This is a genomic window from Niallia tiangongensis, assembly GCF_044704065.1.
GTDB classification, from domain to species: domain Bacteria; phylum Bacillota; class Bacilli; order Bacillales; family Cytobacillaceae; genus Niallia; species Niallia tiangongensis.
Map to the genome: position 1 here is coordinate 5,011,461 of NZ_CP162613.1, position 20,519 is coordinate 5,031,979.

17 protein-coding genes are annotated in these 20,519 nt (G+C 36.0%); 4 read left to right on the forward strand and 13 right to left on the reverse strand.

From position 1 onward, the window contains the following. The first annotated feature begins 184 nt into the window (after positions 1-184). Complete coding sequence (gene ahpC, locus AB3U99_RS23690) at positions 185-748, forward strand: alkyl hydroperoxide reductase subunit C (RefSeq protein ID WP_400244406.1); 564 nt, start codon at positions 185-187, stop codon at positions 746-748. Between the two features lie 14 nt (positions 749-762). Continuing rightward, entirely contained in the window at positions 763-2,292 is a 1,530-nt protein-coding gene (gene ahpF, locus AB3U99_RS23695) for an alkyl hydroperoxide reductase subunit F (protein ID WP_400244408.1), read from the forward strand. Positions 2,293-2,852: 560 nt separating this feature from the next. Here ahpF and AB3U99_RS23700 read toward each other — a convergent pair. Both AB3U99_RS23700 and AB3U99_RS23705 read right to left on the reverse strand, forming a co-directional pair. Then, entirely contained in the window at positions 2,853-3,299 is a 447-nt protein-coding gene (locus AB3U99_RS23700; RefSeq protein ID WP_400244410.1) for a GNAT family N-acetyltransferase, read from the reverse strand. Positions 3,300-3,335: 36 nt separating this feature from the next. Then, positions 3,336-4,172, reverse strand: coding sequence for a DUF368 domain-containing protein (locus tag AB3U99_RS23705; RefSeq protein WP_400244412.1), 837 nt, complete (start codon positions 4,170-4,172; stop codon positions 3,336-3,338). A 304-nt stretch (positions 4,173-4,476) separates the two neighbouring features. Here AB3U99_RS23705 and AB3U99_RS23710 point away from each other — a divergent pair, with 304 nt between their 5' ends. Next, a complete protein-coding gene (locus tag AB3U99_RS23710) occupies positions 4,477-6,138 on the forward strand; it encodes a peptide ABC transporter substrate-binding protein (protein WP_400244414.1) in 1,662 nt (553 codons plus the stop codon). A 143-nt stretch (positions 6,139-6,281) separates the two neighbouring features. Beyond that, entirely contained in the window at positions 6,282-6,551 is a 270-nt protein-coding gene (locus AB3U99_RS23715) for an endo-1,4-beta-xylanase (RefSeq protein WP_400244416.1), read from the forward strand. Positions 6,552-6,613: 62 nt separating this feature from the next. Here AB3U99_RS23715 and AB3U99_RS23720 read toward each other — a convergent pair whose 3' ends face one another. The 11 genes from AB3U99_RS23720 to AB3U99_RS23770 all read right to left on the reverse strand — a co-directional run bounded on the left by AB3U99_RS23720 (position 6,614) and on the right by AB3U99_RS23770 (position 20,510). After that, positions 6,614-8,548, reverse strand: a complete 1,935-nt coding sequence (locus AB3U99_RS23720) for a BglG family transcription antiterminator (RefSeq protein WP_400244418.1) — start codon at positions 8,546-8,548, stop codon at positions 6,614-6,616. Between the two features lie 758 nt (positions 8,549-9,306). Then, positions 9,307-9,468, reverse strand: a complete 162-nt coding sequence (locus AB3U99_RS23725) for a hypothetical protein (protein WP_400248174.1) — start codon at positions 9,466-9,468, stop codon at positions 9,307-9,309. 79 nt (positions 9,469-9,547) lie between these two features. After that, positions 9,548-9,862 (reverse strand): PTS lactose/cellobiose transporter subunit IIA, encoded by a 315-nt coding sequence (locus tag AB3U99_RS23730; protein WP_400244420.1) that lies wholly within the window; start codon positions 9,860-9,862, stop codon positions 9,548-9,550. Positions 9,863-9,969: 107 nt separating this feature from the next. Continuing rightward, positions 9,970-11,247, reverse strand: a complete 1,278-nt coding sequence (celB, locus tag AB3U99_RS23735; protein WP_400244422.1) for a PTS cellobiose transporter subunit IIC — start codon at positions 11,245-11,247, stop codon at positions 9,970-9,972. 54 nt (positions 11,248-11,301) lie between these two features. Next, positions 11,302-11,616 (reverse strand): PTS sugar transporter subunit IIB, encoded by a 315-nt coding sequence (locus AB3U99_RS23740; RefSeq protein ID WP_400244424.1) that lies wholly within the window; start codon positions 11,614-11,616, stop codon positions 11,302-11,304. A 241-nt stretch (positions 11,617-11,857) separates the two neighbouring features. Next, positions 11,858-13,462, reverse strand: a complete 1,605-nt coding sequence (gene xynB / locus AB3U99_RS23745; protein WP_400244426.1) for a xylan 1,4-beta-xylosidase — start codon at positions 13,460-13,462, stop codon at positions 11,858-11,860. Between the two features lie 78 nt (positions 13,463-13,540). Next, positions 13,541-14,935 (reverse strand): MFS transporter, encoded by a 1,395-nt coding sequence (locus tag AB3U99_RS23750; protein WP_400244428.1) that lies wholly within the window; start codon positions 14,933-14,935, stop codon positions 13,541-13,543. A gap of 532 nt (positions 14,936-15,467) precedes the next feature. Then, positions 15,468-16,118 (reverse strand): hypothetical protein, encoded by a 651-nt coding sequence (locus AB3U99_RS23755; protein ID WP_400242608.1) that lies wholly within the window; start codon positions 16,116-16,118, stop codon positions 15,468-15,470. Beyond that, entirely contained in the window at positions 16,048-17,052 is a 1,005-nt protein-coding gene (locus AB3U99_RS23760; RefSeq protein ID WP_400242607.1) for a transposase, read from the reverse strand. Before AB3U99_RS23760 ends, AB3U99_RS23755 begins: the two co-directional genes overlap by 71 nt. An 836-nt stretch (positions 17,053-17,888) precedes the next feature. Next, positions 17,889-19,391 carry a malate:quinone oxidoreductase gene (locus AB3U99_RS23765; protein WP_400244430.1) on the reverse strand — a complete coding sequence of 501 codons (1,503 nt, stop codon included), beginning with the start codon at positions 19,389-19,391 and terminating at the stop codon, positions 17,889-17,891. A gap of 291 nt (positions 19,392-19,682) precedes the next feature. Continuing rightward, positions 19,683-20,510: a MetQ/NlpA family ABC transporter substrate-binding protein gene (locus tag AB3U99_RS23770; RefSeq protein WP_400244432.1), complete on the reverse strand. Its 828-nt coding sequence runs from the start codon at positions 20,508-20,510 to the stop codon at positions 19,683-19,685. Positions 20,511-20,519 lie beyond the last annotated feature (9 nt).

The window sequence follows — 20,519 nt, forward strand, 5'->3', positions numbered from 1 at the left end:
ATTCAGCTATAGACTTAGTTATAAAAATTAAAATAATTCTTATTACGTTCTATCTTTACCTTGACAAAATAATTAAGTTTATATAATAATAAATGTTGAATTGTAATAATTATTATTTGAATAAGTTTGGATTATTCGTCTAAACTAGTAATAAATTTTATTCATATCAGGAGGAATTTAAAAAATGTCAATTATCGGAAGAGAAGTCGCGCCATTTAAAGCTCAAGCATTTCATAACGGTGAATTTATTGAAGTAACAGAAGAAAACTTAAAAGGTAAATGGAGTATTTTCTGCTTCTATCCAGCTGATTTCACTTTCGTATGCCCAACTGAACTAGAAGATTTACAAAATGAATATGCTACATTAAAAGACCTTGGTGTAGAAGTATACTCTGTTTCAACAGACACTCATTTCACACACAAAGCATGGCATGATCATTCAGATGCTATCGGTAAAATCGAATACATCATGATCGGTGACCCAACACAAAGAATCTCTCGTGACTTCGAAATTCTAAACGAAGAAGCCGGTCTTGCAGATCGCGGAACTTTCATTATCGATCCAGATGGTAAAATTCAAGCAGTTGAAATTAACGCAGATGGCATCGGCCGTGACGCAAGCACACTTGTAAACAAAATTAAAGCCGCACAATATGTTCGCAACAATCCAGGTGAAGTTTGCCCAGCAAAATGGCAAGAAGGTAGCACAACACTTAAGCCAAGCCTAGACCTTGTTGGTAAAATTTAAGGGAGTGGCTCTATATGTTATTAGATAATGAGATAAAAGGGCAACTGAATCAATATCTACAAATGATGGAAGGCGATGTGGTTCTTAAGGTTAGCGCGGGTTCTGATGATGTTTCCCGCGACATGCTAGCCCTAGTCGATGAACTAGCTACCATGTCTTCACATATTAAAGTAGAAAATATCCAATTAGAGAGAACACCAAGCTTTAGTGTAAACCGTGTCGGTGAGGACACTGGAATTACTTTTGCCGGTATCCCTCTTGGTCATGAATTTACTTCATTAGTGTTAGCTTTACTTCAAGTAAGTGGTAGAGCTCCTAAAGTAGACCAAAAAGCAATCGATCAAATTAAAGCAATCAAAGGTGAATATCGCTTTGAATCTTACATTAGCTTAACTTGCCATAACTGTCCTGATGTTGTACAAGCATTGAATGTGATGAGTCTATTAAACCCTGGCATCACACATACAATGATTGATGGGGCTGCTTTTAAAGAAGAAGTAGAAAGCAAGGATATTATGGCAGTGCCTACTGTTTTCCTTAATGGAGAATCATTCGGCAGTGGTCGTATGTCATTAGAAGAAATTTTAGCAAAAATGGGCAGCACAGCTGATGCTTCTGAATTTGCTAACAAAGATCCTTATGATGTATTAGTAGTTGGTGGCGGTCCTGCTGGTGCAAGTGCTGCAATCTACGCTGCTCGTAAAGGAATTCGCACGGGTATTGTTGCAGAGCGCTTCGGTGGTCAAATTATGGACACTTTAGCTATCGAAAACTTCATTAGTGTAAAGCAAACAGAAGGTCCAAAACTTGCAGCTAGTTTAGAAGAGCATGTCAAAGAATATAACATTGATGTTATGAACCTTCAACGTGCTAAACGCCTAGAGAAAAAAGATTTAATAGAAATCGAGTTAGAAAATGGTGCTGTACTTAAAAGTAAATCTGTTATTCTATCAACTGGTGCTCGCTGGCGCAATGTTGGCGTACCTGGTGAAGCAGAATTTAAGAACAAAGGTGTAGCATATTGCCCACACTGTGACGGTCCATTATTTACTGGAAAAGATGTTGCTGTAATTGGTGGCGGTAACTCAGGAATTGAAGCTGCTATTGACTTGGCAGGAATTGTGAAACACGTAACAGTTCTTGAATTCATGTCAGAATTAAAAGCTGACTCTGTGTTACAAGAGCGTCTTTATAGCCTTCCAAATGTTACAGTTCTTAAAAATGTTCAAACAAAAGAAATTACTGGTACTGATAAAGTTAACGGTATTACTTATATTGAACGTGAAACAGGCGAAGAAAAACATGTCGAGCTTGCAGGGGTTTTCGTTCAAATCGGTCTAGTTCCTAATACAGATTGGTTAGAAGGCACTGTAGAGCGTAACAGAATGGGTGAAATTCTTGTTGATAAGCATGGTGCAACAAGCCTACCAGGTGTATTCGCAGCTGGAGATTGTACAGACAGTGCATACAAGCAAATCATTATTTCTATGGGTTCAGGTGCAACTGCTTCTTTAGGTGCATTTGATTATCTGATTCGTAATTAATAGATGTTATTGTCAAGGGGCTTCCTTTTTTGGGGGCTCCTTTTATTGTGCGATTTTTGATAGGTAGGGGTTGTGGATGGTTTTTGCAAATTTCTTTGCTGAGCTAGCTTTCTCTGTTACTGTTTGCCTTGATTTTCATGCTTGTCGGTCACTGAGTAGCTCTCTCTGTTACCGCCCTCCTTCCTTTTTCATGCTGTCGATCACTGAGAAGCCCTCTCTGTTACCCCCCTCCTTCCTTTTTCACGCTGTCGGTCACTGAGTAGCTCTCTCTGTTACCTTCCTCCTTCCTTTTTCATGCTGTCGGTCACTGAGTAGCTCTCTCTGTTACCTTTCACTCTCCTTTTTCACGCTGTCGGTCACTGAGTAGCTTTCTCTGTTACCTTTCTCCTTCCTTTTTCATGCTGTCGGTCACTGAGTAGCTTCCTCTGTTACCTTTCTCCCTTTTTCCTACAAACGGTCATTAACCTAACTCCACTCTCGCCTACAAACTGATGAAAAATCCCTCAACAATTAAAAGGGCTGTCCTCTAAAAGTAGGACAGCCCTTCATTCATTTCCACTTTATAGCTCTAACTCCATCCACTCACCTGTTTCCTTAAAACCAAACTTTTTATAAACTGGTCTACCAAGCTTTGAAGCACCTAGCCACATTTTCGTAATGCCTAAGCCTTTTGCTTCGTCTACTAAATTCGTTAATAGACTGGAAGCAATTCCTTTTCCACGATAATCATTTTTCGTAAACATATTGGTCACATAAGCTTTTTTTCCGCTCTTATTGGTATAGGAAGGGGGAAAGTCATAAATAACGATTGCACCTGTTGCTATGATCTCATTTTGCTCCTCTACTACCCATTGAATAAGAGAACCTTCTGCTAATTTCCATTGAAAGAAGGCTTCTAGCTCATTATCAATATCTTTATCTGCTGTAATTCCTTCATCAACTAACTGGGATTTTCTCATTTCCACTAACAGGTTGATATCCTCAACTGTCGCTTTACGATAATTCATCCAATCTCTCTCTTTCCTATATACATAAATCTATTATTATTTATTAGTTTTTCCTTTAGTAAGCTTTTTTTCCGAATCGAAAAGCATTGTTACACTAAGGCCAAATACAAAAGTAATCAAGCATAATATAAGGGTTGTTATTCCCGTAACCATTCCAGGAAAAACAACGAAAAGGGAGCCAATAATTAGCCCAATAATGATTGCATACGTGATATGCGGGAAATGGGATAGTGAATATTTAATCCCTTTACTACTGCCAATAAATCCAACTACTGCACCAAGTCCAATTACCAATATTACTGGGATATTTAATGTCGACAATGCATTAATTGCTGTTGAATATACTCCAAGCAACAGTAAAATAAACGAACCACTAATTCCTGGAAGAAGCATTGCCATACTCGCAAGCCAACCAGAGAAAAATAATCCAATAACCGACAATACGGATAAAGAGGTGATTGGCTCTGTTGTCTTTTCTGGGTTTATAAAAGCCATTGAAGCAATAAGAATAGCAGCTATTGCTAATATAATATAATGCCGAGAACCAAAATTCTTTTTTGGCTGTGCCTGCTTAAGCATAAGTGGAATGACACCAATGATTAGCCCAATAAAAAAGAATTGAGTAGGCTCATGATAATTTGTCAGTAAAAATTCAATCAATCTGCTTAATAGTAAAAGAGCAGTACCCATTCCGACAGCTAATGGTATCAAAAAACCTAATTGCTCTTTCCATCGTCTACTAAAAAAACCGCTAATAGCATCAAGTAAACGATCATAAATACCCAAAATGACGGCAATTGTTCCACCACTCACTCCTGGTATTAAATCGCTAATTCCCATAATAAAGCCTCTATATAAATTCTTCCATTCCATTAATTTTTATTTCCTTCCTATTATTTTGCTAATAGATTTACACATTATGAATAGATTACAAACTATTTTCCAATTCTATCATACCATATTTCCGATCATCTTACTTTTTCCTAAAACAAAAAATTCTGCCAATATGCCATAAAAAGCACCGAAATTAGGTCCAAATATACTAATCTCTTCAATAATTATCCAACAATAACTTTACAAGTTAACTAATTAATAGGTATAATTATTTTTATAGTTTTGAATGTTCTTTACATATACAATATTCAGAATTAAACAACGCAAATAGGGGGAATACTTCATGAAGCGAAAAAATTGGTTATTACTTCTCACTTTCGCACTTGTGCTAAGTGTATTAGCAGCATGCTCTGGTGATGATACCAACGTTTCTACAGATGCAGACGACAATGAAAAAAAATCAGGTGAAAAAGTCCTTAACTTTTTAAATCCCGAGGCCATTCCATCGATGGATCCATCTTTAGCTACAGATGAATCTTCTTTTATCTATTTAGGAGCTACTATGGAAGGGCTTTACCGTTTAGATAAAGATACACAACCATCCCCTGGTATTGCTACAGAGCATTCTGTTAGTGATGATGGCTTAACTTGGACTTTTACATTAAGAGAAGATGCTAAGTGGTCAAATGGGGACCCAGTTACAGCAAACGACTTTGTATATGCATGGCAACGTGCCGTTAACCCTGATACTGGATCAGAATATGGCCCATATATGATGAATGGTGTTATCAAAAACGCTACTGCTATCAGCACTGGTGAACTTGCTGTCGATCAACTAGGGGTAAAGGCTGATGGTGATTATACACTTGTTGTTGAATTGGAAAATCCAACTCCTTACTTTGAAACATTAACTACATTCGGTACATTCTTACCACTAAACCAAAAATTTGTGGAGGAAAAAGGGGATAGCTTTGCAACAAGTTCTGAAAACTTATTAGCAAACGGTCCTTACACAATCTCCAATTGGGATAGTACAAGTAATTCATGGGTACTTGCAAAGAACGATAATTATTGGGATGCAAGCACCGTACAAATGGATAAATTAACATTTGAAGTAGTAAAGGATCCACAAACAGCACTTAATTTATATGAAAAAGGGTCTGTTGACCGAATGGATCTTACATCTGATCTAGTTGACCAATATTCAACAGATGAGAATTATGTTGTTTCAGCAGATACATTTGTATACTTCCTGAAATTTAACCAAACAACATCTGAAGCTTTAGCAAACCAAAATATTCGTCTAGCTATTAGCCGCGCATTTGACAAAGAAGCTTTAGTTAACGAAATCTTAAATAACGGTTCAATCGTAGCGAATGGACTTATTCCAACAGATTTCACTCCAATGCCAGAAACTGGTGAGGACTTCCGTAAAGTTAGCGGAGATCTTGTTTCTTATGATTTAGAAGCAGCTAAAGAATACTGGGCAAAAGGCTTAGAAGAATTAGGTACTGATAAAGTTGAGCTTGAGTTTTTAGCAGATGATGATGTAACAACAAAAACATTAATTCAATATGTTGCTAATCAGTTATCTACAAACTTAGAAGGACTAACAATTAACATCAAACAAGTTCCAAAAGAGCAAAGACTTGATTTAGATTCTAGTATGCAATACGAGCTTCAACTTTCTAGATGGGGTCCTGACTTCCTTGATCCATTTACATTCATGAATCTATGGGTTACAGATGGAGGAAATAATAAAACTGGGTATTCTAATAAAGAATACGATCAGTTAGTTGGAGATACTGCAACTAAATATGCAACAGATAATGTTGCTCGTTATGACAACTTCCTAAAAGCAGAAAAACTATTATTTGAAGATGCCCCAATTGTACCGGTTTACCAAGCGTCTAGAGCACAACTAATTTCACCAAAAGTTCAAAACGTATTCGTAAACCCATTCGGAGCAACTTATGAATATAAATGGGCTGACGTAGGAGAATAAGAAAAGAACTATTTAAAAAAGTGGGAATATTACCATAAAGGTAGATTTCCGCTTTTTTAATTTGACTGTTTTTTAAGTGAGTGCCCCGCCAAAAAACAGTCTTTCAAAATATAAGCAACCTCTGATAGACGTTAGTGCCTACGTTGGCCATCAACACCAGTTTATCCTACTTATGGAGCGATGCACCATTTGATCAATTTGAAGCACAGGCACAAAGATACAACCAATTATTTAATTTGTACGAGAGCCTTGATGACAAGATTAGCAGCGTTACCTTCTGGGGGATTGCCGACAACCATACATGGTTAAATGATCGTGCTGAGCAATACAATAACGGAGTAGGTGTAGACGCACCATTTGTATTTGATACAAACTACCAGATTAAGCCTGCCTACTGGGCAATTATGGATTAAAGAAATAGGCAACACAACGGAGCTCTTCCAAGTCCCTTGTGTTGCCTACTATCTGCTCTCTTTTACGCTTCTTTCATCATTCGCATAAATTCCTCATAAGAGCTTGCTTTTAATATTTTATGAACACTCGAATGATCCTCTATAAATTTTCCGAGGACATCATACATTTCTTGCAAGTCTTCCTGGCTATTCTTTTTCACACATAGTAAGAAGACAATTTGCACAGGATTATTATTCCAGTCAATGGGCTTTTCTAACGTGCAAACACATAAAAAAGTTTTTTCTGTCTGCGGAGTAATTGGATGTGGGATTGCAACCAAATTTCCATAAGAAGTGGGAGCCACTTTTTCTCGTTCGTAAACGGCATCTAAGAAGGCTTTACCTACTAAACCCTGCTCCATTAATTGTCCATGTAAAAATGTTAAGACTTCCTCTTGTGTACGAAATGTTTTCTTAAAAAAAACAAGATCTTGAAGGAAAAATGATTCAATTGGCTGATGATTACTTTGCGTTAAAATAAATTTTTCAATTGCTTTTAGATCACTTTCCTTTAGTATCGCATTTACCTCTATTACAGGTGCATCAAAGCTTTCCTTAATTGGAATGGAGCTAACGATAAAATCAATCTCATTTAAATTATATTGATCGAGCATATAATATTCCGTAGTTCCAATCACCTCTAAATTGCTTCCAAAATAAGATTTTAATCGATAATAAATTAACTGAGCTGTTCCTAGACCAGAAGCACATACTACCAGACAGCGCTTCGGACCAGAGCGCAATTTTGTTCTTTCCATTGCCGCACCGATATGTAGAGCTAAATAGCCAATCTCATTTTCATCCATTTCAATCTCTGTATATTCTTTAATCGCAAGCCCTGCAATAATTCCCGCTTCATAGGCAAGTGGATAATTATTTTTAATCTCTTTCAACATCGGATTTCTAATGTTCATGCCATATTTAATGCGACTAATTGCTGGCTTCAAATGCATGCTCATTCCAAAGATAAGCTCTTCATCCTTTTCAATCCCTAAATCTAATTTCTCTTCCATCTTTGCCAAGACAAAGTGAACCAGTTGAAGAATATCCTCTTCTATCACATGATCAATATGACCTTTTTTCTGTGTAACTAGCTTTGTTCCAAGTAAGTGCATGGCAATATAAGCAATCTCTGCCTGTGGAAACTTAATTTGATAAAGTTCCTCTACTTCTTTCACAATTTCATTTGCAACATGATATTCCCTTTGTTGTTCAATCTCATCCATATCCGCATGGAATATCGCCACATAATGTCCACTAACGATGCGCTTTTGAGCGATTACAAGATGAATCAATAAATTATTAATGGCAATATCAGAAAGAGTAATTTGATACTTCTTTATTTGTTTTAAAATAATTTTTTGGATTTCATCCATATTTTCATCATCAAAAATGGATGGAAGCGGATTATCTATTGTATTCGTTGTCTGTTTTTTTCGATCAAGTACATATTCTGATAAACAAAACCGAACCTTTATTTCATCCCCAACTGCTTTAAGTCCATAATTTGGTCTTGCCTCTAGTGTAATGTCATACTTTTGCAGTATCTCTTTCACATTTTTAATATCTTGTTGAATCGTAGACTTACTTACAAATAATTCATCTGCAAGATCATCCAATTTAAGATAATGATCATTTAATAAAAACCGAATAATAATATAGGTCACTCTATCCTCTGGTGTTTTAGGAATACCAGCATGGGATAGAGTGTTTTCTACGAAGATAGAATGCAAGTATTGTTGAAAGACAGGCTTATCCCAAATCTCTAATGTATAGCCTTTTGATATAACAGAGATTATTTTGGCACCATGATGATTTAATAGTGCATCTAAGTTTTTGATATCTTCTCTCGTTGTTCGAGCCGTAACATGATTAATAGTAGCTAAATATTCACCTGTAACAGGTGTATCCGCTGCCAATAATTCACGTAAAACTTGTTCCATTCGGGAGCTTAACAAAATAAAGTCTCCTTCCTTTTATAATTTTACATATAATTCTATATAAATATAATTCCTTAAAGCTATTATAACAAGGGATGTTACTATTAGTAGCCTGAATTAAACTATCTCATAGAAGTCAGGCCGCTCAGGTATTTCTTAAAAATTTTTTCTTATTTTAAAAAAAAATCCTATAGAAAACAGCATTACTCAAAAAGGTTCTGATCTTAATCCTTGATCAGAACCTATCCTTTATATCTTTAAGAATTATATCAGAAATGATATAATTTCCCTCTAAATCCCATTATTTTTTGCTACATCTTTAAACCAGTAAGCACTTTTCTTTGGTGTGCTTTGTTTTGTCTTTATGTCTACTAAAATGAAGCATAACGATTTTTATAAGCATTAGACCTAGATCTATTATCCATGAATGTCCATAGATAATATCCTTTTACACCGCAGCCTTATTCTGGGGATTTTATGCAACCATTGTAAATAGCCTTGAATGAATTCAATTCGATTCGTCTTGAATTTGGCCGTCTTTCAAGAAATGCTCTTCATCTTGAACTCACAACCCATTCTTAGAAATAAAAGGACTCCACATTCCCGTAGTTTTCCTTTAAATTCACCACGATATCCTCATTGAATGCAAACCATCTTTTCACGCAATTACCAAACATTTGGAAGTGTTGCCGTTGCCAGTACCAACCAAAAACAGTGGTTTCGAGGATACCGTTCAGAGCGTCATTCGCCTTTAATAGACGAAAAGACCTGAATCGCTAACTCAAGCCCCAACTGAAACGTCTTATCTCAGTGGGGATACGTTGGAAATTAGAAGTAGTTTCTGGTCCCACGTTATCAAAAAAGCAGTTTGATTCTGCATCATACCAATGATTCCAAATGTTTTTTCCTTTTCCTGCTTTATTAACTGCACCTTCTATTAGTGTTGCATAGGTGGCACTTCCCCATCAAAAACCTTCAGGAAATTTGTATTGAACAGTCATTTTAAGAAACCTTAGCTTATTTATTACGATAGATTTCTATAATCTCAGTAGCTAAATCACGAACAGTAATAGCTGTCATCAAATGATCTTGAGAGTGAACTAAAATAACATTCACACCAGCTCCATTTCCACTCGCTTCTTCTTGAAGTAGTTTTGTTTGAAAACCATGCGCTTTTCCAAGTTCTGCACTTGCTTCTGCTATTAATCGATCCGCCTCTTCAAAATTACCCTCTTTTGCTTCTTGTATTGCTTCCATCGCACATGAACGACCATTTCCAGCGAAAAGAATAATTTGAAAAGCTATTTCTGTCATTTTGTTATCAGTTTCCATCCCTGCCACTCCATTCTCTAATACCAAAGGGGATTTACACTTAAGCTTAACTAAGGTAAAACCCCTTTTTTTTAATTTAGAATACCTGCTCTATACTTCTTGCTTCATTATCCTTGTTTTTCTGTTTCATAATAATTTTTATCTAGTACTTTTAGGAACGGCCACCAAATCACCATTACAACAAGTAAGTTAAAGATTTGCAACGCTGCCCCTCTCCAATCATTACCAGTTGCTAAAAATCCACTAATACCAATTGGCGTTGTCCATGGAACAATAATTCCTGCCGGTTTTGGAACAATGCCAGCTGACATTGTAAAATAAGTAATTACCGTTACAACTACTGGCGCTAAAAGCCAAGGAATAATAACTAAAGGATTCATGATGATTGGCAATCCAAAGATAATTGGTTCATTTACGTTAAAAATTCCTGCTGGTCCACCTAGTTTTCCAAGTTCTTTTGTTTGTCTGCTCTTACCGATTAAGAAGATAAGGATAACCACACCTAAAGTCATTCCTGTACCACCCATACCAACTAAGAACGTATCCATAAATTGTTTTGTAACAACGTTTGGAAGCTCTGTTCCTGCTTGGAAAGCACTGAAGTTTTGATCATTCAACGCATACCAAATTGGATCAAGTACGGAGTTCATAATAATCTGACCATGTAAACCGAAGAACCAGAATAATTGAATTAATAGTACAACTACGATTGTTGCTGGTAGACTACTACCTAAAGCAGTTAATGGCTCTTGTATAATGGTATAAATAAAGTTCTGTACTGTTTCAAATGGTGTAAAGCTAAATAGAATACGAATGATTAAAAAGATTGTTAATGTTAATGTAATCGGAATCAATGCACTAAATGATCTAGATACAGACTCTGGAACTCCAGGAGGCATTTTAATCGTCAAGTTTTTCTTCACAAAGAGACGATATAGCTCTGCAGATAGAAATGCAGTGAAAATTCCTAAGAACATCCCTTGTGCACCTAGAATAGCAGTTGGGATAACACCCGTTACTTCCCCTAATTCTTGCGGGTTTAAGATAAGAAATGATGCTACACCAACTACTGCACCATATATCGCTTCAAGACCATAATGTTGCGTCAATTTATATCCTATCCCCATTATTACAAATAGCCCCATTATACTTAGTGTTGCTGCAGATGCTGGACCTAACGCATTTTGATAGGATGCATATGCCTCTGGACTAATCCATTTATCTAGGAAAGGAAAGTTAGCAATTACAACAAAAATTGAACCAAAAATGATTAACGGCAAGGCAACCATAAAACCATCACGTAAAGCTGCTAAATAACGATTGTTGTTCAATTTTTCAGCAACTGGCAACAGAATATTTTCCAAAACCTCCATAAATTTATTCATAAGGTTTATCCTCTCTTTCTTCTATTAGTAAGTGTTTTCATTTCAAAATAAACGTTACTTATTATTCTCGATTAATTCTAATGCTTTATTTAATACTGCTAAACCATCGATACGTCCGTAAGCGATTGGATCAATAACATCTAATGGAATACCAACTGTTTCTGCTGCAGCAGCAAGCTTCTTTTTCAAAAAGCGCATTTGTGGTCCAATTAGAAGTACATCTGCACGTTCCATATCTGTTTGTGCTTTATCTTGAGCAACTGCCCAAATTTCTACTTCTATTCCTTTTTCTTTTGCAGCATCTCTCATTTTTGAAACTAGTAAACTAGTAGACATACCTGATGAACAAGCTAATAAGATTTTTTTCATTTTAATGACCTCCGTGTTTATTTATTTTTAAGGAAATTATTTAATATGATTACTACGCTTTTATCTTACAATGAAAACTCTTACAACTTAACATATTGTTTTTCCGTCTAAAGGAGGAAATGAAATGTTAGCACTTTCATTTTCCTTACATTTGAATTTCCTCCTTGCTACAAAAGGGAAGTTTTCAATCAAAAAATAAAAAAACCCGGAAGCAATGTATTTTGCTCCTGGGGTTTTAGCTTTACTCTTTTTCTTCATAACGGAAATATTTAAAGTCAGCCGGTATGTTTTGGCCGCTTGTATCTTGACATTGCATTCCTACAAACGCTCCTGTGAAGAAGCCTCCTCCGCGAATATAATCATCCGATAATTTCTTGGATTCAAAAATAATATCTATTTTATGCCACTCTTCTTTATTAAAGGAATAAGAATAGTAATAGATTTCATTCTCGACAGTTACTCTTAAATATACATATTCCGCTTCACTTGAAACGATAATTTTCTCCTTTAACGGCTGTGAGAACGAGAAGTTATCACTAACTGTTAAATCAAGGATGCGACCAAGATCTTCATCGTATGTTACTTGCAGTGCTGTCCAATTTTCTGTGTTGTAGTAATTTACTAACCCTGCAGCCTGTTGTATGCTTTCCGGTGTAAATGCTACTGCTGTTTCTGCTTCAAATTGAAGGCTTTGCCAGCGTCTAGCTACAAAAGACTGTGTAAAAGTAGATGTTAATGATTCTTGACCAAATAATCGTAAATGATTAGATCTTTCCGTTAAGGAACCTAATTGTTCTGTAAATGGAATACGCAATGTTTGAAAATTTATATTTAGCTTATCTTGCTCAAATTCATCCACTACTGGATAAGTAGATGGAAACTTTGTTTCAGGAATCTTTGGTGCTTCTACCTCCAAGCTTCCTTCTTTTCCTCCTACAACATATGGCCAGCCATCTCTCCATTCAAGCTTTTGAATAGCCGTTTCTCTTCCTAAAGGACAGTATCCTCTTTGTTGAATAATAGAATCGTCATCTGGATGAATTGGGCGACCAGTTAAATGGGCCAAATACCATTCATCTGTATGTGTTTGCACAATAGAAGCATGTCCACATTTTTGCAATGGATTTCTAGGGTCATGCCAAGCTGTTAAAATTGGGTTGTTTGGATGAACCTCATATGGACCTTCTATGTTTTTAGATCGAGCAATCGTTGCAGCATGCTCGTACTTCGTTCCACCTTCTGCTGTTAATAAGTAATAATATTCACCAATATAATATAGATGTGGTGCTTCAGTTAGTTTTATATCCGTACCTTTAAAAATAATTTGGGGTTTATTGATTAATTTTTTCTGTTCTGTGGAATATTCCTGCATCACTATTCCACCAAACGGATGACGATCTAGGCGTTGGTCCCACAGCATATTTAACAAATATTTTTTTCCATCCGTGTCATGGAACAAGGAAGCATCAAATCCAGAGCTATTTAATTTAACTGGCTCTCCCCAATCACCATCAACCGTTTCAGAAGTAACCAAATAGTTATGACAATCCTTCCAAGCACCATCTACTACTTTTACATCTGTATAAATAAGCCAAAACTTTCCATCGCTATAGCTTAAGCATGGCGCCCAAACACCACCAGAGTTAGGATTTCCTTTCATATCTAGTTGAGATACTCTTTGTAAAGGGTGTGCAACCAGTTCCCAATTGACTAAATCCTTAGAATGGTGAATTTGTACTCCTGGGAACCATTCGAAGGTAGATACTGCCATATAATAGTCTTCTCCAACTCTACAAATACTCGGATCTGGATTAAAGCCTTTAAGTACTGGGTTGATAATCTTCATCTTAACATCCTCCTTATATACTTGCTTCCAATAAAATAAGTACTTTAAATGGTAATAGGTTAATAGATTTTAAAATTATTATTTTGCTTCAAATTCTTCAATATTATCTAAGTAAATTTTATCGCGGTTCTCTAATTCTCGTATCATTTTGTCATATGTCTTTTCATCAAGATTATAGAAATTGATATCAACCATTGCTAATATTAAGAAAATTATTGGTACAACGGTTGTTGTAATGAGAATTCCCATCAATGCCTCAGGAGTCTGTACTTGATTGGCAATATAGCCGAATTTGTCCAAAATTAAGCCTGGGACAATACCGCCAAGGGCCATACCGAATTTAAAGAAGAATCCGATAATAGCATATATCAAGCCACCCATTCGTTTTCCTGTTTTATATTCCCCATATTCAATCGTTTCTGGAATTAGCGCCCACATGTATCCTCCAGCTGTAAGACTTCCTGCTGCAGCAACTAGACGGAAAATAAGGACAAGGGCCACATTACTAGGCGGAATAACGAGCAGAGCTAAAAGGCCAACAATATTTAATAGTAATGCATAGTTTAGTAGTCTCTTCTTACCAAGCGCCTTACTAATTTTAGGTAAAAATGGTAGAATTGCTAAAGCAGGCAAGCTTCCAAGTAATCCATACCACTTTACCAAGTCTTCTCTGCCAAGGTTATATGTTACATAGTAGATTCCAACAGAATTACTAATAGAGTTTACGCCAAAGATAATGATAAAGAAAATACTTAAAACAACAAGTGGACGGTTAATACGAAATTGCTCAAAAATATCAGTTAATTTAATTTTTTCTACCGATTTTTGTAAAACAACACGCTCTTTTGTGCTCTTGAAGCAGAAAATTAATAGACAAGCTCCAATAACTCCTAAAATACTCATCGTTAACTGCCAGCCTAGCGCTGAATTTTCTGTAGTATTTCCAAGAAATGTTGATAATAAAGGAACGAAAAAGGCTACAACTAATCCACCTAGGTTCGCTAAAATCATCCGAACAGAGGTAATACTAACGACTTCTTGATTATTTCTTGTCATAGCAGAAGTTAATGCACCATATGGAACATTTATCGTTGTGTATACAAGGGATAAACCAACATAAGTAATATAGGCATATACTAATTTTCCGATGCTTGAAAAATCAGGCGTCGTAAAACATAAAATTGCTAATATCGCAAAAGGAAAAGCCCCAAATAATAGATATGGTCTAAAGCGCCCAAACTTTGTATTTGTTCTATCTACAATTGTTCCAATAAAAGGATCTGCAAGAGCATCAATGATACGAACAACTAAAAACATTGTACCTGCTGCTGCTGCTGATAACCCATAAACATCGGTGTAAAAGAATAACAGGTAGGTTGAAACCGTTGTGTAAATCAAATTACATGCAAAATCTCCTGATGCATAGCCAAATTTCTCATTCATACTAATTTTTTTTAAATTTTCACTTGTCATCTTCTTTCCTCCTTTAAAGCTCCCTGTAGATACTTCTTAGCTCAAAAAGATATTAGTCTATCTAGTTATCCTCTTATAAAGATCTTAAGGGTTTCTTGTATTGTAGTATTTGCACAAAATTTCTTTTCTTTAAATGAATTACTAGTTTTTAATTAGTCGGAGTGGAACCGTTTCCACATTAGGTAATAAATAGCCCTTTATTTTTTTATTCACCAGCATAATTAGTCCTATAGCAAAGCAAAGCTATCCATTTCAGCAATATATGCAAGGAATAAAGTTTACTGTTCAAAAGAAGTTCTTCTTACTTTGCATCAAAGTTTAATCCACCTCGCATTTCTTCTTTGATGAAGTTCTAACAGGAACAAATTACACTCTTTAATCAGTTAGTTTGTTCGTCGTATAAACTAAGTTAACTCTTTTTGTAAGCGTTTGTCAATCATTTCACAAAAATTACATAAAATTTTGTTTTATTAAATCCTTTCAATTTTAGAGATTTCAAAAAAAACTTAGACGGCACAACTAACACAATAGGTTAGTTGTGCTCGTTCCATTTGCTCTCAATATTGAGTAAATATGCATTTGGGTCCTTTTTAAACCTTCTCTGTTTTGTGTGTTCAAGTATCCGGTTATTCCACTTATTAGCTTCGTTCTTATAGGTAGAATAGTCAGCTTTCCTTATCTTATTCAAACCGTCTCGTTCATCTGTAACACCTTCAACAAAAACAATGTTTTCACCATGACGAACAATATAACGATTCCAAGTTCGACTACCAGTTATTCGCCTATGCCTTACTTTTGTACGTCTAAAGAATAGTTCTAAATCATTGTTCGTCCTAGGTAAGAGAGGGAAATCGTATATAGTAAAAAGTCCTTTCCAAAAGCCATTACTATATCTTAAAAGATTATCCACAAACGCATGATCCTCTTCCCGATTAAGCTCTTTTTTAATATGATCTAGATACTGTTTTAGTCTATTTTCGACCCAAGAACTTGTTTTATTTTCAGATGGCTCCATAATAGTGGCAATCCGTTTAAAACGCAGGTCCCAACGTTTCACAAGTTGATAATCTGAGTTAAAGTTATCAACATTACTGACTATTCTGAATAGCTTTTCAAGTAAAAGAGTCCCCTTTTTTATCCAGGCATTTTTCAATCGAGTCTTTGATTGATTTTGTTCGTTCATAGACTCGAGTACCAGGTAATTCAAACGGGGGCTTACCATCTTCCAGTAATACGGAGCGAATGGCTGCCACATAATCACTTGCGATTTCATCTTCTAAGCTTTCTGAAGGGGATTCTTCTATTTTTCTCTCGATATCTCGAATTCCCCTTAGCTTCTTTTTAATATTTGTCTTTAACTTTCGGTCCTTTTCCACTAATGGTTTGGCAATATCCTTAAAGTAATGGAACTGACAATACTGATATGGAATGTTTGGTGCGACTTTCTCAATCGCTAAACGGATTGACTGTTGCCCATCACTAATAAACCCTTGAATTGGGTAACCCCAATTAATGATGGGTTGAATAATCCCAACCAATTCTTGAGATGCACTACTCTTTAGATTGTGTGCAGCTAGGACAGTTCCACTTAGTACCTCACGGATTACATAAAGTGTTTCGTTTCCTTTTTCAGGTTGAACGCCATCAATAGAAAGGATTAATCCGTCACTTTCTTCTACGACTTTCTCTAAAATTTCTTTCGTGTTCTCTTCGACAGATGACCTAAGTAGTAACGCGTAGCGTTCATAGAGTTTTTGAACCTGTCTTTCAGAGATTTTAATCTGCTTCTCCGTTAGTATGTCGGTAATTTCTAATCGTGTTTTATGTTCTTTAAAGCGTAAATGACCAATATGAGCAATGACATCCATTCCATATGTAATATGTTTCATACTGAGTTGTTCAGCCTCTGCAGAGCGATAAACGATATGATTATCACAGGAGTTATTTTCGCATCTGTAACCTAGATTGATTACTTTAAATTCACCTTTAAGAGTAGAGATGGTTTTCCGCCATACAGGATGACAGTATGTTAATTTGCCTTCACATTTAGGGCAATGTGTAATCTCAGGAGTATAGTAAATAGATTCAACTGGATTTAACCGATTTTTTGTACGCATAAATAAACACCAACTTAAATAATTTATAAGTCTATTATAACTCATAAACATGGTTGGTGTTATTTATTCCGCGTAAGAAAAAAAAGAGGCTGAGACATAAGTATTCCAGCCATAAATAAACCCGAACAACCATACGATAATTCCATATGATTGTTCGGGTCTATATTGGTTTATAAAAGGCTGTTTCAGTAAAGATGGTGTTATTATCCGCAGCCTAAAATACACCTTCGCTTTCCATGGGGCGAGTGCCAAGCCTCCTCGTCGCTAGCTCCTGCGGGGTCTCGGACTTTCTCGCAGCTCCCATAGGAGGGAGTCTACGTGTATTCAGACTGCTCTGTCTTTCCAATTAATTAATTTTTTCTATTTCCATAATAGTTTATAGAAAAACAATCTTTAAAAACGAATTAGTTTTTACACTGACTATATCTAAAATCATAAATAACTAGCATGAAAAAGTAGCCTTTATTTAAGAGTTAAATTAAGGATGGTTCGTCTTTACAGGTTGGCTATTTAGTTTTGTCCCAGCCTCTTTTTTTATATACTATTTAGCTCCAACAAGCAGAAAACAGAGAATTTTTTCTGATCAATCATATTTCAGAAGTACTAAAGGGAAACTCCCATCAATGGGGCTTTTCCTTTATCCCCACTGATGGTTAGTTGACCTTTACGGACAGTTGATCTCCCACCCATCTTCCTCGAATTCTCATAAAGCTTGCAGATCAGAGTCTTACTGAAGTTTAAGAGTGGGATAGATAAATGCTATTAATTTTAAAAAATCCGCTCAAAAAAATTTTTTTCTCTAATAATTTTACTTTCTTCCCTTTTCATTCTAGCTATTAGTTATATATTGGTTTTTTCTCACTTAAACCAAGTGCCTGTGTAGTTAACATCTGAACTTCATGCAGCAGCTCAGGGTTTTCCTTCAACGAATCTCCGTATGACGGAATCATTTCTTTTAATTTTGATTCCCACTCTGGCATTTGCTCTGGGAAGCATTTTCGAATAACTTCGAGCATGACATGAACAGCAGTGGAAGCTCCAGGTGAAGCTCCAAGTAATGCTGCTATAGATCCATCAGCAGCAGTCACAACCTCTGTACCAAATTGAAGTGTTCCTTTACCTCCAGCTTCTGTATCTTTGATTACCTGCACACGTTGCCCAGCCACAACAAGATCCCAATCTTCTGCTTTAGCATTCGGAATAAATTCCCGTAACTCTTCTATGCGCTTCTCTTTGGATAACATAAGCTGCTGCATTAAATAGCTTGTTAAAGACATATTTTTGGCACCTGCTGCCAACATGGTGAACAAGTTATCTGGTTTGACAGATGTAATTAAGTCAAACATCGAGCCTGTTTTTAAGAATTTAGGCGAAAAGCCTGCAAAAGGACCAAATAATAAAGATTTTTTATTGTCAATAAAACGTGTATCCAAATGAGGAACAGACATTGGCGGCGCCCCAACCTTTGCTTTCCCGTATACTTTTGCATGATGCTTTGCAACAATATCTGGATTCTTGCATACTAAAAATATTCCACTTACCGGGAATCCGCCCATATGCTTCCCTTCAGGAATACCAGATTTCTGCAGTAAATGCAGACTGCCGCCACCGCCTCCAATGAAGACAAATTTAGTAGAATGAGTTTCTATGGTGCCACTATCTAGATTTTGCACCTTGACTTCCCATAAGCCATCAGCTGTTCGTTTTAAATCATTTACACTATGCTTGTAGTTAATTTCAACATCTTTCTTCGCTAAATCAGCAAACAACAGTCGCGTTAAAGCGCCAAAATTCACATCTGTGCCTGAATCAATCTTCGTAGCTGCTATCGGCTCCTTTAGCTCACGTTTCTGCATAATAAGAGGTATCCACTCTTTCAGTTTTTCCGGATCCTTTGAAAATTCCATTCCTTCAAATAACGGATTACTCACCATTTCTTGAAAACGCTTTTGTAAAAAATCCACATTCTTTTCCCCTAATACTAAACTCATATGAGGCAATGGCATAATAAAGTCTTCTGGATTATGTAGTACTTGATTGTTTACAAGATAAGACCAAAATTGCAAGGAAACTTGAAACTGTTCGTTAATTTCTAACGCCTTCTTAATGTCTACAGAGCCATCTGGTTTTTCCACTGTGTAGTTTAGCTCACATAGTGCCGCATGCCCCGTTCCCGCATTATTCCATTCATTGGAGCTTTCTTCTCCTGCGCTTGCTAATTTTTCAAACACTGTAATTTGTAAATCCGGGTCTAATTCTTTTAAAAGCATCCCTAACGTTGCACTCATAATCCCGGCACCAATTAAAATAACGTCTGTTTTCGTTTCTTTTCTGCTCATTTTAACCTTCCTTATACTTTTAGATTTTCAGAAAAAATGTAAGCGTTCCCTTTTTAATGCAATTAAACTTGTCATACATCATTTCTGTCTCAAGCATTACTGGTTAAAGCTCAATTTATTTTCAAAAAATTTTAAATAGTTATCTTTTATTATACGATAGTTATTCACTTTTTTAAAGCCAGAAATAAACAAGAATTGCCCCAAAAAAAGAAGCCTTACCCTAGCAAAAAACTGGGATAAGGCATTGATATGCTATTTACCAATAAAATATGACTTCCATCAGCCTTGCATTTAAAATGCAGGGATTGCTGTTTCAGCATATTTTTCTTCTAAGAATTTACGAACCTCTGGGCTTGTCATTGCTTCTGCTAGCTTTTGAATTGGTTCCCAGTCCGCATTATCCTTACGAGCTACTAATGTAATCGCAAAGTCATTTTCTACTCCTTCTGTTAGCAATGCATCGCTTTTTGGTGTTAAGCCAAGCGGTGATGCATAAGCTGGTGTCATTACTACTAAATCAGCGTCGTCATACATTCTAGCAAGCATTAATAAATCTACTTCTTCAAACTTTAAGTTTTTTGGATTTTCTACAATATCTGCTTTTGTATAATAAGGACCTGTTTTCTCTTTTAATGTAATCACATCATGTTGTGCAAGCAATGCTAAAGAACGGTCAATATTGGAAACATCATTTGCAATCGCAATTACCGCACCCTCTGGCACTTTATCTATGGAATCATATTCTTTTGAATACACACCATAGTTTGCAAAATAGATCGCTTTAACAGGCACTAGCTCTGCATCATTACCGCGGTTGAATTCCTCCATATATGGAACGTGTTGGAAAAAGTTTGCATCTACCTCTTCTGCTGCAAGAGCAGTATTCGGTTGAACGTTATCACTTAATACAACCATATCAAGGTTGATACCTTCTTCTGCTAATGTTGGTTTTACAAGTTCAAGAATTTCAGTCATTGGAGGAATTAAGGAAGCAACCTTTAATGTTACTTCTTCTTTTTCTGTATTTTGTGCATCCTTTTTGTCTGATTCCGTATTCTCTTTACCACAAGCAGCTAAAACAAATATACCTATCATCATTAAAAATAATATTTTCTTCATTTTTTATCT

What these genes read in the sequence shown, in the direction of transcription:
- celB (WP_400244422.1), bottom strand. Translation starts at nt 11,247, where the DNA reads ATGAATAAATTTATGGAGGTTTTGGAAAATATTCTGTTGCCAGTTGCT.
- AB3U99_RS23700 (WP_400244410.1), bottom strand. Translation starts at nt 3,299, where the DNA reads ATGAATTATCGTAAAGCGACAGTTGAGGATATCAACCTGTTAGTGGAA.
- ahpF (WP_400244408.1), top strand. Translation starts at nt 763, where the DNA reads ATGTTATTAGATAATGAGATAAAAGGGCAACTGAATCAATATCTACAA.
- AB3U99_RS23755 (WP_400242608.1), bottom strand. Translation starts at nt 16,118, where the DNA reads ATGAACGAACAAAATCAATCAAAGACTCGATTGAAAAATGCCTGGATA.
- xynB (WP_400244426.1), bottom strand. Translation starts at nt 13,462, where the DNA reads ATGAAGATTATCAACCCAGTACTTAAAGGCTTTAATCCAGATCCGAGT.
- AB3U99_RS23740 (WP_400244424.1), bottom strand. Translation starts at nt 11,616, where the DNA reads ATGAAAAAAATCTTATTAGCTTGTTCATCAGGTATGTCTACTAGTTTA.
- AB3U99_RS23770 (WP_400244432.1), bottom strand. Translation starts at nt 20,510, where the DNA reads ATGAAGAAAATATTATTTTTAATGATGATAGGTATATTTGTTTTAGCT.
- ahpC (WP_400244406.1), top strand. Translation starts at nt 185, where the DNA reads ATGTCAATTATCGGAAGAGAAGTCGCGCCATTTAAAGCTCAAGCATTT.
- AB3U99_RS23705 (WP_400244412.1), bottom strand. Translation starts at nt 4,172, where the DNA reads ATGGAATGGAAGAATTTATATAGAGGCTTTATTATGGGAATTAGCGAT.
- AB3U99_RS23765 (WP_400244430.1), bottom strand. Translation starts at nt 19,391, where the DNA reads ATGAGCAGAAAAGAAACGAAAACAGACGTTATTTTAATTGGTGCCGGG.
- AB3U99_RS23710 (WP_400244414.1), top strand. Translation starts at nt 4,477, where the DNA reads ATGAAGCGAAAAAATTGGTTATTACTTCTCACTTTCGCACTTGTGCTA.
- AB3U99_RS23760 (WP_400242607.1), bottom strand. Translation starts at nt 17,052, where the DNA reads ATGCGTACAAAAAATCGGTTAAATCCAGTTGAATCTATTTACTATACT.
- AB3U99_RS23750 (WP_400244428.1), bottom strand. Translation starts at nt 14,935, where the DNA reads ATGACAAGTGAAAATTTAAAAAAAATTAGTATGAATGAGAAATTTGGC.
- AB3U99_RS23730 (WP_400244420.1), bottom strand. Translation starts at nt 9,862, where the DNA reads ATGGAAACTGATAACAAAATGACAGAAATAGCTTTTCAAATTATTCTT.